Raw genomic sequence first — 15,012 nt, 5'->3', positions numbered from 1 at the left:
CGTACTCACTCTTTCATTTTAGGATCAAAGGCATCACGTAAGCCATCTGCTAATAAGTTGAAACCAATCATGATCACCGATAAAGTTGCTGCCGGAATCCATAATAGGTACGGCAAGTATAAGAATGTTTTGTATCCATCACTCAACATCGTTCCCAGTGAAGCAGAAGGTGGTGTCAAGCCTAGGCCGATGAAACTTAAGAAAGCTTCGAAGAAAATCGCTGATGGGATACTGAACATCATTTGGATGATGATCACACTCGAAATGTTTGGCAAGATATGCTTGAAGGCGATCTTCCATTTGGATTCACCTAATGTCATTCCTGCTAACACATACTCTTGGTCTTTTAATTTCAATGTTTGCGCCCTGACGATCCGAGCCATCGGAATCCAGTTCGTGATCGCCATCGCTGCCACGATCGAGAAGATCCCTGGTTCAAAGACGACCAACATCAAAATCATCACGACTAAGTTAGGAATACCAGATAAGACCTCTAAGAAACGTTGCATCGCATTGTCCACACGACCACCTAATAAACCAGAGATCAAACCATAGGCAACACCGATCGTTACATCTAGTAACGCAGCGATGAAGGCAATCAGTAGAGAGATACGTGTTCCCATGAACAAACGACTTAACACATCACGACCTAGACCATCTGTTCCTAAAAAGTAGTTCACATCTGCAGGAACATTGGCTTGCGCATATTTATCGACTAACTCACCAGCAACCATTGCTTTTCCGTTTAGTCCGTCGATATTGATACCAGGAATACGTGGTGGTAAGTTGATGTAATCGACATTTTGAGCGGTTGGATCATGGGGTGAAACGAAAATCGTGATGATCGAGATAAAGATGATCACGATCAGTAATCCCATGGAAATAACTGCCGCTTTGTTTTTCTTCAATCGACGCCAAGAATCCTGGATAAAATTCAGTGAAGGAGCTTCGATTTTTTCACGTTCTTCTTCTGTGTTTTTTTGTAACGGTAAAAATTCATCTGCAGGAATTTCTGCAATTGTTTCGTAGCGTTTTGGTATCAGTTCCATCTAGCTTCGACTCCCTTCAGAAACTCGGATTCTCGGATCAACTAGTCCGTACAATAGATCCACGACTAAAATAACTAAGATTAACATAAATGAATACAAAATCGTAACAGCCATGATCGTTGGATAGTCATTTGTTGTGATCGACTTAACGAATTGCTCACCGATCCCCGGAATAGCAAAGATATTTTCAACAACTAATGAACCGGTCATCAAAGCCACTGCTAATGGGCCTAACAAGGTCATCAACGGGATCAAACTATTACGTAGACCATGTTTAAAGGCAATTTCCCAACGACTCAAACCTTTTGCTCGAGCCAATTCGACATAATCACTATGCAAGACTTCGACCATTTCTGTTCGGATGAATCTGGCAGAGTCAGCTAATGGCGACATGGCTAGTGCAATCGTTGGTAAGATCGTATACATGAACCCATCCCATTTTGCGATCGGCAATACACGAAATTGGATGGCAAAAATGTATTGTAACAATACAGCAAAAACAAAGTTAGGGATAGAACGTCCTAAGATCGCGACTAATGTAGAAGACGTATCGACCCATGTATTTTGTTTCATTGCTGAGATTGTTCCTAGGATCGTTCCAAAGAAAGTTCCGAAAATGATTGCTTGTAGACCAAGCTGTAATGAAGGTCCTACTCGTCCTGCTAATAAGTTAGCAACTGGTTGGTTTTTGAATTGGAAAGAGATACCAAAATCTCCTTGGATCAAATTAGAAAGATAGATCCCATATTGAACGATGACTGGTTTATCCAAACCAACTTGTTTGTTCAACATCTCAATTGTTTCAGGACTTAAACGTTCCTGGTTTGTGTAAGGTGTACCAGGCAATAATTGCATCAAAAAGAATGTGATGGTTGCAATCAACCATAGTGTGATCACCATAAAGAAGACGCGTTTTAATACATATTTTATATAACTATTCACGAATGTTTCCCCCTAGCTTTTGACTTCTGATCAATGTTTCGCTACATTATTTAATGAACCAATGATAAAGGAGCAAAATAATGAAAAAAAAATATCGTCCTTATTTGTTTGCCGGTTTAGTGATCGTCCTCGTGTTACTTAAAAATGTTTTGACTGATCAGTTGACCCTTCTTCAATTATCCAATGATTTATTTTTATGTGCGTTGCCGTTTTTGATTATCGGCGGATTTTTATGGGTGTTCTCCTCAGGTTTCTTTGATCACTTTCAACGTTCGTTTCACTTAGCACGAACAAGAAACCGGAAGGAAAAACCAGAATTTACTTCCCTATCTTCGGTCAGCTACGGTATGTATACCTTTTGGCTGATCATCGCTGGAATTTTGCTTGTGTTTTCGATTGTCTTTGCGCTCATCTCACTTGTCTAAATGAACGGCCAAAAGAATAACTAGGATCAGAAAATTGAGAGGTCTGGGATTTGTCAAACATCCCAGACGCTCTTTTTTCTTTTTAGGACAGATTATTCTTCAATATATGTCCATTTGTAATCCCATGATGCGCCAGCAGCATGATGAACGATACCTTTGACTTTTGGATTAACTAAATGACCTTCAGCTTTTTGATAAACTGGAGCGACACCCATATCTTCAGCGATGATTTTATTCGCTTCTTGTAAGTCAGCCCAACGCGCTTGTTCGTCGCCAGCATCTTTAGAAGCAGATGCTTCAACAGCTTTGTCATAGTCTGCATTTGACCATTGACCACGGTTGTAAGAATTGCCTGTTACAAATAAGTCAGTAAAGCTACTTGGGTCAGCATAGTCTGCGCCCCAACCACCTAATACTGTATCAAAATCACCAGATGATGAACGATCCAAACGAACTGAGAATGGTACTGGTGTAGGTTTTACTTTCACACCGTCAAGGTTTTCTTGGATAGAGTTTTGGATATATTCGATCACTTTTTTCGTTGAGTCATCATCTGATGCCATCAATTCAAATTCTAATGAGTCGATTCCTAATTCACTCTTCGCTTTTTCCCAATATTCTTTTGCTTTGTCTTGATCATATGATACTAATTCGCCGGCTTCTGCTGCGAAATCTTCATTTGTTTCAGGGTTCTTAGTCATGTCTGCAGGAATCAAACCTGTTGAAACAACTGAACCATCACCCATAACTTGTTTCACTAATGCTTCACGATTGATTGAATAAGAAATGGCTTTTCTTAAGTTCACATTTTTGAATGGTGAATCATCTTCTCTTTGATTGAACTCGATATAACTTGTACGTGCTTCTTTGACTGACGTATAAGCTGGATCATTCGCATTTTGTTGTGCTAACTCGCCTGATAAGATGACATCATCTGCTTGTCCATCTTTGAATAGATTCAATGCAGTAGAAGATTCTTTTACGACACTGACTTTGATTTCTGATAATTTAACTGCATCTTTATCCCAGTACTCTTCGTTTTTCTTGTACGTCCATTCAGTATCAGTACCTGGTCCATCAAAATCAGCTAAAGTAAATGGTCCATTGTATACTGCGTTGTCACTTGATGATGCGTACGCATCTCCATGTTCTTCAACCACTGCTTGACTTTGTGGGAAGAATGAAGGGAAAGCAAGTAAGTATTGGAAGTATGGTGTTTGTTTGGCTAATTTGATTTCCAATTCATAATCACCAACTGCTTTGATGCCTAATTCTGATTTGTCTTTGTCGCCTGCTGTGATTGCTTCAGCATTTTCAACTGGTGCAAAAAGATACGCATATTCTGATGCCGTCGCTGGATCTACCGTACGTTGCCAACCGTAAACATAATCAGCTGCTGTGACAGGCTCCCCATTTGACCATTTTGCGTCTTCACGCAATTTGACTTTATAAGTCAATCCATCTTCACTAACTTCAGCCAATTCACTCGCACCGGCTGGTTGAGGTTTACTATCTTCATCTAAACGATAGATTCCTTCATACACATTATTTAGTGCAGTAAAACTGATTGTATCTGTTGCAACCGATAAGTCGGCCGACGGCATTTCTTGAGGTACTACTAAGTTGAAGACGCCTCCTCCATCTGCTGATCCACTGCTTGAAGAACCACTACCACTTGTATCTGCACTGCTGCCACCATAACAACCAGCAAGTACAAGCCCACATAAGGCCACAACACCAAAAGTTAAATTCTTTTTCATCTTCCGTACCCCTTTATCGAAATTTTCAGAATAATTAGTATTTTCTGAGTTGTTTATGAGTTTAATGAATAATTATTAAAATTGCAACAGTTTTTTTCGCTTTTTCTAAAAAATAATGACTTTTCCATGAACGTTTTATTATTTTTTTCTGAAAAAATGAGATAAATCAAGGATTTTTATCTAATCCTCTTTCGAATAAAATAATCATAAAAAAATGGTCGTTATAGGAACGTTCGATATGAATGTTCGGTTTTTGCCACAAAAAAGAGCCTCCACACTAGGGGAGGCTCGCATGTTTTATTCGATTTAAAAAAAATCATTTTGGTGCTTCATTCATTGGTTTATTTCTCCAAGTCGTTTTGCCAGGATGATATCTGGTTGATTGATCCCATTTGCATCAGGAATCGCTCCAACGACTTGATAGCCCATTTTTTCATAAAATGTATAAGGATGCTTGTTGAAGGTTTCGATTGATTTCAGTTTATCTAACGGATGATCAAAAAGATCCGTATGACTAAGACTTGTGTCTCCATCCGTATCATCTGTTCCTAAATAAACCATCACACCACCTTTAGAGGCGATTTCTTTCTCAACATAATCAACTAAGCGGCTACCGATATACTGCTTTCGATAAGAAGTTTCTACTACTAGAGGGTGAATTTCCCAACCAGTCATTCCATACTGCGGAATCGCACCGATAAAACCAACCAAACGATCTTGTTCAACCGCTGAGACGGCGATTCGATCCGTCGCTAGTAGTTGCTCGACTTCTTTCATTGGTTGTTCACCGTAATCCTTCGGCCAAGTCAAACGCAAAAGGTCAGCTAACTGATCCTTCAATCCGATATTTCTACGATCAAATTCACTGATGATCATCCTATTCCCCTCCATTCCAATTTCAGCCTATTCTATCAGCCAAACGAGAAAAAGAGAAGGAAAGAAAACTTAACTTTAAGAATATTTATTTTGCTACAGTTTTTTCTTTTTTCATTTGTTTGCTACGCAATTGCCCACAAGCTGCATCAATATCTGTCCCATGCTCTTTGCGAATCACACAATTGATGCCGTTCTTTTTCAACACATCATAAAATTTCAATACATCCGCTTTTGGACTTCTTGAATATTGATCATGTTCACTTACTGGGTTGTAAGGAATCAAATTGACATAAGTTAATTTTTTCTTGTCTTTCAACAGATCAGCCAGTTGTTGCGCGTGTTCTGGACGATCATTTACTTGATTCAGCATGATGTATTCAAACGTGATCCGGCGATTGGTTTTCTCCAAGTACTCATCCACTGCTTCCATCAATTTTTCAATTGGGAAACGGCGATTGATACGCATCATAGACGTACGGACTTCATTATTTGGTGCATGTAATGATATCGCTAAGTTGACTTGTAATCCATTTTCAGCGAATTCTTTGATTTTGTTTGCCAACCCACTGGTTGACACCGTGATGTGACGAGCACCGATTGCTAAACCTTTGGCATCATTGATGATATGCAAGAAATCCATCACATTGTCGTAATTGTCGAACGGTTCACCGATCCCCATCACCACGACATGGGATACTCGTTCCCCCAGTTGACGTTCATCAAAGTAATGTTGGACCATCATGATCTGCGCTACGATCTCACCGGCTGTTAAGTCTCGGTTTTTCGTTAATAAACCACTGGCACAAAAAGTACAGCCAATGTTACATCCGACTTGTGTAGTTACACACACAGATAAGCCATATTCTTGTCTCATCAACACCGTTTCGATCATATTTTTATCTGGCAACTCAAACAAGTATTTGACTGTCCCATCACTTGCCTCTTGCACGATCACTTGTTTCAATGGATTGATCTCAAAGTTTTCTGATAGTTTTTCAATTAAACTTTTTGAAAGATTTGTCATTTCTTCAAAGCTTGTGACGCGCTTTTGATAGAGCCATTCCCATACTTGTGAGGCACGGAATTTCTTTTCACCATGTTCTAAAAACCAAGCAGTCAATTCTTTATTTGTTAAGCCATAAATGGATTGTTTTTCCACGATTATTCCCTCTTTTTTTCAAAGTATCGCTACATACTATAACTGATTCCCTATATTAATGCAATAGTTCACAAAAGAAACTAAATAATCGTTAAAAACTTGTACTAAATCTTATTTAGGTCATGCATGAGTATCATGCAACTCATCGTATTCTTCTACTGATTTTTCTGGATCTAAAATCATCCATTTAATAAAGATAAGCCCTAAAATCAACAAGGTTGCTGGAATGATCAAGAAAAAACTGAATAGACGTGGGGAACCATAACCAATAGCAGAAATGATCAACCCGACTGTTTTTTTAGAATCTACTGCTTTTGAAAGCAATAAATATAAGGTTAAAGTGAAGCCGATCACGCAAATCATACTTAGGATCGACCAAAAAATAATTCCATAAAAATTCCCCCATAGACGTGTCACATAGACGAGAGGAACCAGACCTGACTGCTCTGCTACTCGGTTAAAGAAACCAAAAAGATAAATCACTGTTTGAACGATATTCAATATAAAAATAGTTTTGATCATTTTTTGATGCATCTTGTTTTCTCCTTTCTAGTAGTAATAACCATCATAAATGTAAGGATCATAGTTATAAGAATCCCGGATAAAAGAATCACGAATATACCATAAGCTAGAAAGAATGAATACGACGAAAACAAGATATAAAAGGATGATCAAAATTTGAATAATAAACATCGCTATGCCAGCTCGACTCCAAGTTTTTTGGACTTGTTTGAATGTTTCAACATCCGTATAGTTTCCATCTCTCCATGCCCACTCATTGCCTTTAAATCCGCAAATAAACACCCAAACAAGATTGAATAGTGGAATCAAACACAGTAATGGAAGATACGTTTTGTTCCCGATTCCCCAAATGATATTTAGAGAGAATGCTCCCCAGTTCCATTTTTTGATTTCTTGCGGTACTTCCTGATTGCCCCTTTGAAACTCAGAATTTGCCAAGCCGACTTGGGGTTCATCAAGCGTTGCTTTTTGTGTTTGGCTCGTTGATTGTATTGGTTCTTTGATCGGTTCTTTGATCGGTTCTTCGATTGGTTCTTCGACTAGTTCTTTCACTGGTTCTTCGTTCGGCTCGCTGATTGGTTCTTCGACTAGTTCTTTCACTGGTTCTTCGTTCGGTTCGCTGATTGGATCTTCGACTAGTTCTTTCACTGGTTCTTCGTTCGGTTCGCTGATTGGTTCTTCCTGTAGCGTATTTACAGGTTTTTCGGGCACTTCATTCATTGTTTCTGTCAATTGTTCGTTCGTCATTTTTTCGGAAGCTTCATTTGATACTTGTTCAACCTTTTTGGTTTTCTCATCGTTCATTCAGTGAATCTCCTTTCATCTAAAAAACTATTGTGACTTTAAGCTTATCATTTTTTTAACATGAATAATTTTATAAAAATCGTTTTGTTACTGCCTGTTTTTTTCCATGAAAGATATTTTTTTGGACTAAACGCAAAATAAAAGCAAAAAATCCATTCGATAAGAACAGATTTCTTGCTTTCATTTTATATTTCCTGATTTTCAGATAATGGTTGCTCCATTGACTCTTCCACTTGCTCAATAAAAACTTTTCGAGGCTTACTGCCTTCTGAAGGGCCTACGACGCCGTGGGCCTCTAATTCATCGACTAAACGAGCTGCCCGATTGTAGCCGATTCTAAAACGACGTTGCAACAGAGAAATACTAGCGGTTTGCATTTCGATAACTAATGCTTTTGCCTCTTCAAATAGTTCATCTTGTGGTTGTTCAGCTGAACCAGCTGATTCAACTTCATCCGTTGGCATCATTTTTTCTTCGTAATTGGCTTCTTGTTGATCGGTGACAAAGTTAACCACACGTTCCACTTCATGGTCTGAAATGAAGGCGCCTTGAACACGGATCGGTTTGTTCTCACCCATTGGTAAGAAGAGCATGTCCCCTCGTCCTAAGAGCTTTTCCGCCCCATTAGAATCAATGATCGTTCGTGAGTCTGTTCCGCTGGAAACAGCAAACGCCATTCGTGAAGGCACATTGGCTTTGATGATCCCGGTGATAACATCCACACTTGGGCGTTGTGTCGCTAAGATCATATGGATACCTGCGGCACGAGCCATTTGCGCTAAACGGATGATTGCATCTTCGACTTCGTTGCTTGCAACCATCATTAGATCCGCCAATTCATCAACAATGACGACGATAAATGGTAAGGTCGGATGTTTGGTTCCATTTTCCAGATTTTTTTGTTGGACAAATTCATTGTACCCAGAGATATTTCTCACACCAGTTGCAGCAAACTTCTCATAACGTTCTTCCATTTCCTGAACGACTTTTTGCAACGCTTGTGCTGCTTTTCTAGGATTGGTCACAACGGGTGTCAATAAATGCGGAATACCATTATACATATTCAACTCAACCATTTTCGGGTCGATCATCATTAGTTTGACTTCATGAGGTTTTGCTCGCATCAAAATACTTGTAATGATCCCATTTATGGCTACAGACTTCCCACTACCAGTCGAACCAGCAACCAGCAAGTGAGGCATTTTCGATAGATCAGCCGTTTGGACACGACCCGAAACATCTCGTCCTAGAGGGACTTCCAATAGCTTGTCTGGATGATCCGGTTGGGCTTCGATGATCTCTCTAAACGAAACCATACTGATCTTGCTGTTCGGCACTTCGATCCCGATCAATGATTTCCCAGGGATCGGTGCTTCCATACGAACATCTTTTGCGGCTAAAGCTAAGGCAATATCATCCGTTAAACTAACGATTTTACTTACTTTTACTCCAACAGCTGGTTGGATCTCAAACTTCGTCACAGATGGTCCTAAACTCGCTTTGACGACTTTCGCATCGACACCAAAACTTTGGAAAGTTTGTTCTAACACGCCAATGTTCTTTTCGATTTTCTTGTACTCATCACTTTGATCCACGGTTTGCGCAGAGTCTAATAAATCGATTGAAGGTAGTTCGTATGCTTGATTTTCTTCTTCTGCTTCGATCTCAAATTCTAATGCAGTGCCATCATCTTCAAATAACTCATCTTCGGACGACTCTTGTGCTTGGGTCATTTCATCCTGTTTAGGAGGTTCCATAACAGGAGGTTGGACATTTCCTTGGAAACTGTCAATCGGCACAAAACTCAATTGTTCAGGTTCACTTTCTTCATAAATAGGAGAAGTTTCCTTTTGGACTTGATTCTTTTGACGAGTGGCTCGCTTTTGTTCCATTTCCGCAGCTTCAGCTTCGGCTGCTTCTTTCGCAGCAAGACGTTTCGCTTCCTTCGCTTCTGCTCGTTGCTTTTGCCGCTCTTCTTTCGCAGCTTGTTTACGTGCCTGCTTTTCTGGATCGCCTTCTAACAGTTCTTGGAATCTATCTCCCATCACTTGTAAGGCATTCAATAATTGATGACTCTCAACATTACTAAATAATACTGCTCCGCCAAGAATCAATAAAACAGCTACGAAATAACTTCCCGGTTGAGCAATCAAAAAGAATGTCAGATTATAAATAAATGCGCCTAACATACCGCCACCGACATTCGTGGTGATTTGGCTTTGACGAATATCTGCCGATAGTAGATCCCAAGTCGTTCCAATGATATTGGGTTCTCCGCTGTCCAATTTTCCAAAAAGATTGGCATGTAAAAAGAGTAAGATACCTAAATAAAACAGACCGACTCCCAGCCAACGACGACTCTTACCCATCGTGAATTCTCTATTTTTGACCATGATCCAAAATCCTAAAACTGCTAATAATACACAGAGGATCTGATACGTATTTCCAGCGACTATGCGAAAGCCATTCGCCACTAAAATGCCTAAAAAGCCTAATTTCAAAAAGCCAAAGACGGCAAATAGTATAAAAGCAAAGCCAACACCGATCGCAATCATTTGCTCCTGCTGCTGTTTCTGTTTTTTTGTTTTTCTTTTCTTTTTAGCAGGACGTTTTTTCTTTGCCATGATTTATCCCTCTTTTCATCAAGTTCCATTATACAAAAAAAAGCAAGCGAACAAAAGTTTTGTTTGCTCGATTGCTGATTTTCTTTCATGATAAAAAAGAAGAGCAGGACTAAAGTCCTCTCTTCTTCTTCCATTATTCATCTTTTTATTGAGGGAATGGACAAAAGATACCCTCTACTCACCTATATTTGCGCCATTCTCACGAATCACTTGTTGGTACCAGTAATAGCTATCTTTTTTGTAGCGATCAAGTGACCCTTCTTGTGTTTCATCCTGATCTACATAAACGAAGCCATAGCGCTTTTGGTAGCCATTTAACCAGCTCAGCAAATCTGTGTATGACCATGTGCAATAGCCCAAGACTTCTGCACCATCTGAAATAGCTTCTTTGATGGCTTTGACATGACTCTCCAAGTAGTTGATACGGTAGTCATCGTGGATCTTTTTATCCTCTGTCAATTTGTCATATTCACCTAAACCATTTTCCGTGATCAACACAGGGATACGATAGCGACTCGTGATTCGTCGCAAAGCAATACGTAAACCTTCTGGATCGATTTCCCAATCCCAATTTGTACGTTCGACAAATGGGTTTTCTACTTTTTTGTACATGCCAGGCACGCCGGTTTCTTCTGATGAGCCTTTTTTACCTGTAGTATTCATCTTACCAGCGCCGACACCATCTAATGGATTAAAGGCGTTCGTTGCTGTTTGGTAGTAGTTGATGCCTAAAAAGTCAGGTTTCGCAGAGGCTAATAGCTCCTCATCACCTTCTTCGATCGTTGGCGCCCACCCTTGTTCTTCCAAGAATTTCATCGCAGCGATTGGATATTTGCCCCACATATAAACATCCATCCAATAATGTGCCATCAAATCTTCCGCATTTTCAGCAGCCAAAATGTTCTTTGGATCACTGTCAATCGGATAGTTTGGCGTATACGCAAAACTTGGTCCGATTTTCCCAGGCATATCCATTTCATGGAACGCATTGATCACTGCTGCATTAGCTAAGTTGGCAATATGGTTTACTTGATACATTCGTTTTGGATCAGTCACTCCTGGAGGATGTACCGCTAATAAATAACCGAGTGAAGTGAAAATATTTTGCTCGTTCAAACTCACCCAATAGTGGACTTTGCCACGAAATGCTTCGAATAAGGTTTTTGCATAGTTCGTAAAATCTTCGATGATCTGACGAGATTCCCACCCTTGGTATTCATCTTGCAACGCTTGTGGCAGATCCCAATGATACAATGTCAACATTGGTTCAATGTCGTGTTTGATCAATTCATCGATCAAATCCATATAGAAAGCTAAGCCTTCTTGATTGATCTCGCCGCGGCCATTTGGAAAAATACGTGTCCAAGCCACAGAGAAGCGATACGTTTTCAAACCTTGTTCTTTCATTAAGGCAATATCTTCTTTATAACGATGATAATGATCAACAGCTAGGTCGCCATTTGTTCCTTTAAATGTCTTACCTGGAATACGAACAAAGCGATCCCAAACGGACTCACCTTTTCCGCCTTCTTGCCATGCACCTTCTACTTGATAGGCAGCTGAAGCAGATCCCCAAAGAAAATCATCAGGAAATGCTGTTAATTTTTGGTGTTCCATGAACATCTTCCTTTCCTAGTTCAATCTTTACCTCTTTAGAATAACACGAAACCCTTTTCATTACCAAGTAGATTTTTGACATTTATAAACAAAAGTCTAGTCATTTTAAGAATAAGTCCAAAACAAACAAAAATAGTGGAGCAGCAGATGCTGTTCCACTATTTTGACTTCCCCTATGATTCGATCCTTCCTGTCATCCTGTCACCTATTCTGGTGTGACATCTTCACCAAACCACTTCTCTGAGATCTTTTTAAATTTTCCGTTTTCAACCAATTCGGCTATGCCATCATTGACTTTTTCCACAAGTATTTCGTCATTTTTTCGCGCACCGACAGCAAAATCTTCTCCATCAAAGTCCCCTTTGATCACATTGAAATTATCTAATTCGTCTCGTATGTTCAAAAAATACTCGGCATAGACTTTGTCGATCAACACACCATCTGTACGGCCACTTTTCAAATCGATCAATGCTTCATTAAAGCTGGCGTACAAAACTGCATCTTGATTTTTCACATAGTCTTTGAGTATTTCTGGATGTCTGACAAACATATCATAACCAGAAGAACCGTTTTGTGCGCCTAAGATTTTGTCTTGCATTTGTTCAAAGCTTGTAATGCCAGAAGTTTTTGGCGTGATCAACACTTGATCATTTTTCATATACGGTTTTGTAAACAAGACCTTTTCTTCACGTTCCGGTGTTTTTGAATACCCGTTCCAGATCAAATCGATCGTTCCATTGTTCAACTCAAATTCTTTCATCGACCAATCGATCGGTTGGAACTCAACGGTGATGCCATATTCATCAAAGACAGCTTTCGCTAACTCAATATCAAATCCTGTCAGTTTGCCATCTTTATCACGAAAACCCATTGGTACAAAGCTGTCGTCTAGCCCTACGATAATCTTTTTTTCTTGATTGATTCTTGACCAGCTTTCTGTCGCTGTCCGCTCATTCGTGCAGCCAGTTAAAAAGAAAAAAACAATCAAAGATAAAATCAAAAAGCTGAATTTTTTCATTTTCTCCCCACCGCTTTCCTACTTACTTGGCATAACTTTGATCAATTGATCCCCAACGTTTTCAGCAAAGACTAAATCGTGGGTCACGATGATTTGGGTCACGCCTTCTTCTTTTAATGAAAGAATCAACTTCTCTACTTGTTGGCGTAACTCTGGATCTAATGCACTCGTCGGTTCATCATAAGCTAACACTCGTGGGTTCATCGCTAACGCACGAGCAATGGCCACACGTTGTTTTTGTCCTCCAGATAATTGATAAGGATAATTTCCTAATAAATCACGAATCCCTAATGAGTCCGCTAATTCCTCCGCCTTTTTCGTGTATTCTTCTTTACTTTGTTTCAACACCATTTTAGGCGCTAAAGTAATATTGTCAAAAATACTCAAGTGTGGGAAAAGCTGGAAATCTTGAAACACGACGCCTACCACTTGTTCTTCTGTTTTCAATTCAAAAGGGTCAAATTTCGTGCCATCTAGGTAAAACTCACCACTGTCAGCTTTTTCTAAACCGGCTAAAATCCGTAACATCGTTGTTTTACCGCCTCCTGACGGTCCGCCGATCGCTAATGTTTGTCCTTCCGGTATTACTAAATCAAAATCTTTGATCACTTGTTTGTCACCAAATGATTTACTAATCTTTTTTAATTCAATCATCGCTGTTCCCTCCTCGTTTCTTAGCGGTAATAATTTAATTTTTCTTCAATTTGCTTCAACACGATCGTCAGCACTCCTGTTAGTGCGAGATAGATCAGTGCCACGCCAAGCAATGGAAGTAAACTTGCATCTCTCTCCATCGCGATCTTACCCGCTCGCATCACATCACCTAAACCTAAGATGTAGATCAACGAAGAATCTTTCACTAGATTGATGACTTCATTTCCGACAGAAGGTAACACGATTTTTGTTACTTGCGGAATAATGATTCTTGTCACTGTTTGGAAAGGACTCAACTGTAAGACTTGAGCTGCTTCATACTGCCCTTTAGGGATCGACTGGATACCACCGCGGAAAATCTCAGCAAAATAGGCAGCATAATTTAAAATGAATGCGATCAAAGCAGCTTCGAAGCGATCAAACACGATCCCGATCGTTGGCAAGCCGTAGAACACGAAAATCAATTGTAATAATAGCGGTGTTCCTCGCATGATCCAGACATACGTTTGTAGGAAATAACGGATCGGTTTAAAATGTAACGACAACCCTAAGGCTAAAATAATGCCTAATGGCAAAGAACCAATCAAGGTAAAGGCAAATAATTTCAAGGTTGTCAGCGCCCCTACTAACAACTGTGGCATCACTTCTAATAAATCATTCATTTTCTTTTCCTCCTCTTTTCTTTAAAGGGGTACATTGTTAGCTGTCCCTTCCAACCACATGAAAAACAAAAAAAGTCCCTTGATCCGAAGACCAAAGGACGCAAAATACGTGGTTCCACCTTTTTTTATTAGTTTCTCGCAAAACTAACCTTATCTGGTCGTCTAACAACGACCGCAGCTATAACGGGCTTCCCGGATTTTCTTACTGGCTGTTCAGAAAATCGACTCCAAGATGTGTTTCACAATCAGTTATTGCCTCTTCTCACCAACCAGAGACTCTCTTCAAACACTTAATTGCTACTCTTCTTTTCGATGTCTTTTATTTAACTTAATGAGTAATTTACCTGATTCATTTTTATTTGTCAATCTTTTTTGTGCTAAAATAAATAAAAAATGAATGGAGGATTGTTTTTTATGTGTCATGCCACGAAACAAGAGGCCTATGAATTGCTTGATCTATTGGCAATCAATTACCAAGAAGTGAATCATCCAGCCATTACTTCTGTCAAAAATCTATCTTTTACTTTACCAGGTCCACAAGTCAAAAATCTTTTGGTCAAATCAAAGAAAGGCAAACAAATTTATTTTGTCGTCTTACCTGATGAAAAACAAGCCGACTTGAAATTATTGGCAGAACAGTTGAATGAAAAACGATTATCGTTTGTGTCAGAAGAACAAGTCAAACAGTTGTTGCGTGTTCCGCCCGGCACCGTCAATCCATTTGCCTTAGTCAACGATTTAGAAAACGAGATCCAGGTAGTAATTGACTCCTCGATCGATCGCAAAGATACCGTCGGCTTTCATCCAAATAGCAACACCAGCACCATCATATTTCCCTTTGCAGATTTTGAACGACTACTCGCTCATGTGGATCATCTGCCAAGGTATGAAGTCTTGTAA

14 protein-coding genes and 1 other annotated feature are annotated in these 15,012 nt (G+C 39.6%); of the genes, 2 read left to right on the top strand and 12 right to left on the bottom strand.

Annotated features, from left to right (window positions below; translation table 11 throughout):
• Window positions 1–5: 5 nt before the first annotated feature.
• Together EM4838_RS02250 and opp3b are read right to left on the bottom strand one after the other, a co-directional pair.
• On the bottom strand, window positions 6–1,049 hold the full coding sequence (locus EM4838_RS02250; protein ID WP_019722499.1) for an ABC transporter permease: 1,044 nt from the start codon (window positions 1,047–1,049) through the stop codon (window positions 6–8).
• Window positions 1,050–1,991: an oligopeptide ABC transporter permease gene (opp3b, locus tag EM4838_RS02245; protein ID WP_019722500.1), complete on the bottom strand. Its 942-nt coding sequence runs from the start codon at window positions 1,989–1,991 to the stop codon at window positions 1,050–1,052.
• An 80-nt stretch (window positions 1,992–2,071) separates the two neighbouring features.
• On the opposite strand from opp3b, the gene EM4838_RS02240 reads away from it, so the two are divergent.
• Entirely contained in the window at window positions 2,072–2,416 is a 345-nt protein-coding gene (locus EM4838_RS02240; protein ID WP_071866642.1) for a DUF3899 domain-containing protein, read from the top strand.
• Between the two features lie 92 nt (window positions 2,417–2,508).
• Here the strand turns inward: EM4838_RS02240 and EM4838_RS02235 are convergent, their stop codons facing one another.
• The 10 genes from EM4838_RS02235 to EM4838_RS02185 all read right to left on the bottom strand — a co-directional run bounded on the left by EM4838_RS02235 (window position 2,509) and on the right by EM4838_RS02185 (window position 14,112).
• Window positions 2,509–4,176: a peptide ABC transporter substrate-binding protein gene (locus EM4838_RS02235; RefSeq protein ID WP_010736156.1), complete on the bottom strand. Its 1,668-nt coding sequence runs from the start codon at window positions 4,174–4,176 to the stop codon at window positions 2,509–2,511.
• Between the two features lie 333 nt (window positions 4,177–4,509).
• Window positions 4,510–5,052: an aminoglycoside N-acetyltransferase AAC(6')-Ii gene (gene aac(6') / locus EM4838_RS02230; RefSeq protein ID WP_071866643.1), complete on the bottom strand. Its 543-nt coding sequence runs from the start codon at window positions 5,050–5,052 to the stop codon at window positions 4,510–4,512.
• An 85-nt stretch (window positions 5,053–5,137) separates the two neighbouring features.
• Window positions 5,138–6,211, bottom strand: a complete 1,074-nt coding sequence (gene rlmN, locus EM4838_RS02225) for a dual-specificity RNA methyltransferase RlmN (protein WP_010736158.1) — start codon at window positions 6,209–6,211, stop codon at window positions 5,138–5,140.
• A 120-nt stretch (window positions 6,212–6,331) separates the two neighbouring features.
• Window positions 6,332–6,745 carry a hypothetical protein gene (locus EM4838_RS02220; protein ID WP_071866644.1) on the bottom strand — a complete coding sequence of 138 codons (414 nt, stop codon included), beginning with the start codon at window positions 6,743–6,745 and terminating at the stop codon, window positions 6,332–6,334.
• 15 nt (window positions 6,746–6,760) lie between these two features.
• The gene (locus EM4838_RS02215) at window positions 6,761–7,171 is read right to left on the bottom strand and encodes a ribonuclease G (protein WP_081367422.1); all 411 of its coding nucleotides are present in this window, start codon (window positions 7,169–7,171) and stop codon (window positions 6,761–6,763) included.
• Between the two features lie 551 nt (window positions 7,172–7,722).
• Entirely contained in the window at window positions 7,723–10,161 is a 2,439-nt protein-coding gene (locus EM4838_RS02205; protein ID WP_071866646.1) for a DNA translocase FtsK, read from the bottom strand.
• Between the two features lie 174 nt (window positions 10,162–10,335).
• A complete protein-coding gene (locus EM4838_RS02200) occupies window positions 10,336–11,778 on the bottom strand; it encodes a glycoside hydrolase family 1 protein (RefSeq protein ID WP_065096128.1) in 1,443 nt (480 codons plus the stop codon).
• Window positions 11,779–11,983: 205 nt separating this feature from the next.
• A complete protein-coding gene (locus EM4838_RS02195) occupies window positions 11,984–12,796 on the bottom strand; it encodes an amino acid ABC transporter substrate-binding protein (protein WP_071866647.1) in 813 nt (270 codons plus the stop codon).
• An 18-nt stretch (window positions 12,797–12,814) separates the two neighbouring features.
• Window positions 12,815–13,450, bottom strand: coding sequence for an amino acid ABC transporter ATP-binding protein (locus tag EM4838_RS02190; RefSeq protein ID WP_010736165.1), 636 nt, complete (start codon window positions 13,448–13,450; stop codon window positions 12,815–12,817).
• Between the two features lie 20 nt (window positions 13,451–13,470).
• On the bottom strand, window positions 13,471–14,112 hold the full coding sequence (locus tag EM4838_RS02185; protein ID WP_071866648.1) for an amino acid ABC transporter permease: 642 nt from the start codon (window positions 14,110–14,112) through the stop codon (window positions 13,471–13,473).
• A gap of 91 nt (window positions 14,113–14,203) precedes the next feature.
• Window positions 14,204–14,434: a binding site (T-box leader), on the bottom strand.
• A gap of 92 nt (window positions 14,435–14,526) precedes the next feature.
• Here EM4838_RS02185 and EM4838_RS02175 point away from each other — a divergent pair.
• Window positions 14,527–15,012 (top strand): YbaK/EbsC family protein, encoded by a 486-nt coding sequence (locus tag EM4838_RS02175; RefSeq protein WP_071866649.1) that lies wholly within the window; start codon window positions 14,527–14,529, stop codon window positions 15,010–15,012.

This window comes from Enterococcus mundtii, assembly GCF_002813755.1.
Lineage (GTDB): Bacteria > Bacillota > Bacilli > Lactobacillales > Enterococcaceae > Enterococcus_B > Enterococcus_B mundtii.
This window is presented reverse-complemented; position numbering and strand designations above follow the sequence as displayed.

Bases quoted from the DNA above. Each gene is read 5' to 3' on its own strand.
- EM4838_RS02235 (WP_010736156.1), bottom strand. From the start codon at position 4,176: ATGAAAAAGAATTTAACTTTTGGTGTTGTGGCCTTATGTGGGCTTGTA.
- EM4838_RS02195 (WP_071866647.1), bottom strand. From the start codon at position 12,796: ATGAAAAAATTCAGCTTTTTGATTTTATCTTTGATTGTTTTTTTCTTT.
- EM4838_RS02190 (WP_010736165.1), bottom strand. From the start codon at position 13,450: ATGATTGAATTAAAAAAGATTAGTAAATCATTTGGTGACAAACAAGTG.
- EM4838_RS02240 (WP_071866642.1), top strand. From the start codon at position 2,072: ATGAAAAAAAAATATCGTCCTTATTTGTTTGCCGGTTTAGTGATCGTC.
- EM4838_RS02250 (WP_019722499.1), bottom strand. From the start codon at position 1,049: ATGGAACTGATACCAAAACGCTACGAAACAATTGCAGAAATTCCTGCA.
- EM4838_RS02185 (WP_071866648.1), bottom strand. From the start codon at position 14,112: ATGAATGATTTATTAGAAGTGATGCCACAGTTGTTAGTAGGGGCGCTG.
- EM4838_RS02220 (WP_071866644.1), bottom strand. From the start codon at position 6,745: ATGCATCAAAAAATGATCAAAACTATTTTTATATTGAATATCGTTCAA.
- EM4838_RS02205 (WP_071866646.1), bottom strand. From the start codon at position 10,161: ATGGCAAAGAAAAAACGTCCTGCTAAAAAGAAAAGAAAAACAAAAAAA.
- EM4838_RS02200 (WP_065096128.1), bottom strand. From the start codon at position 11,778: ATGGAACACCAAAAATTAACAGCATTTCCTGATGATTTTCTTTGGGGA.
- EM4838_RS02175 (WP_071866649.1), top strand. From the start codon at position 14,527: ATGTGTCATGCCACGAAACAAGAGGCCTATGAATTGCTTGATCTATTG.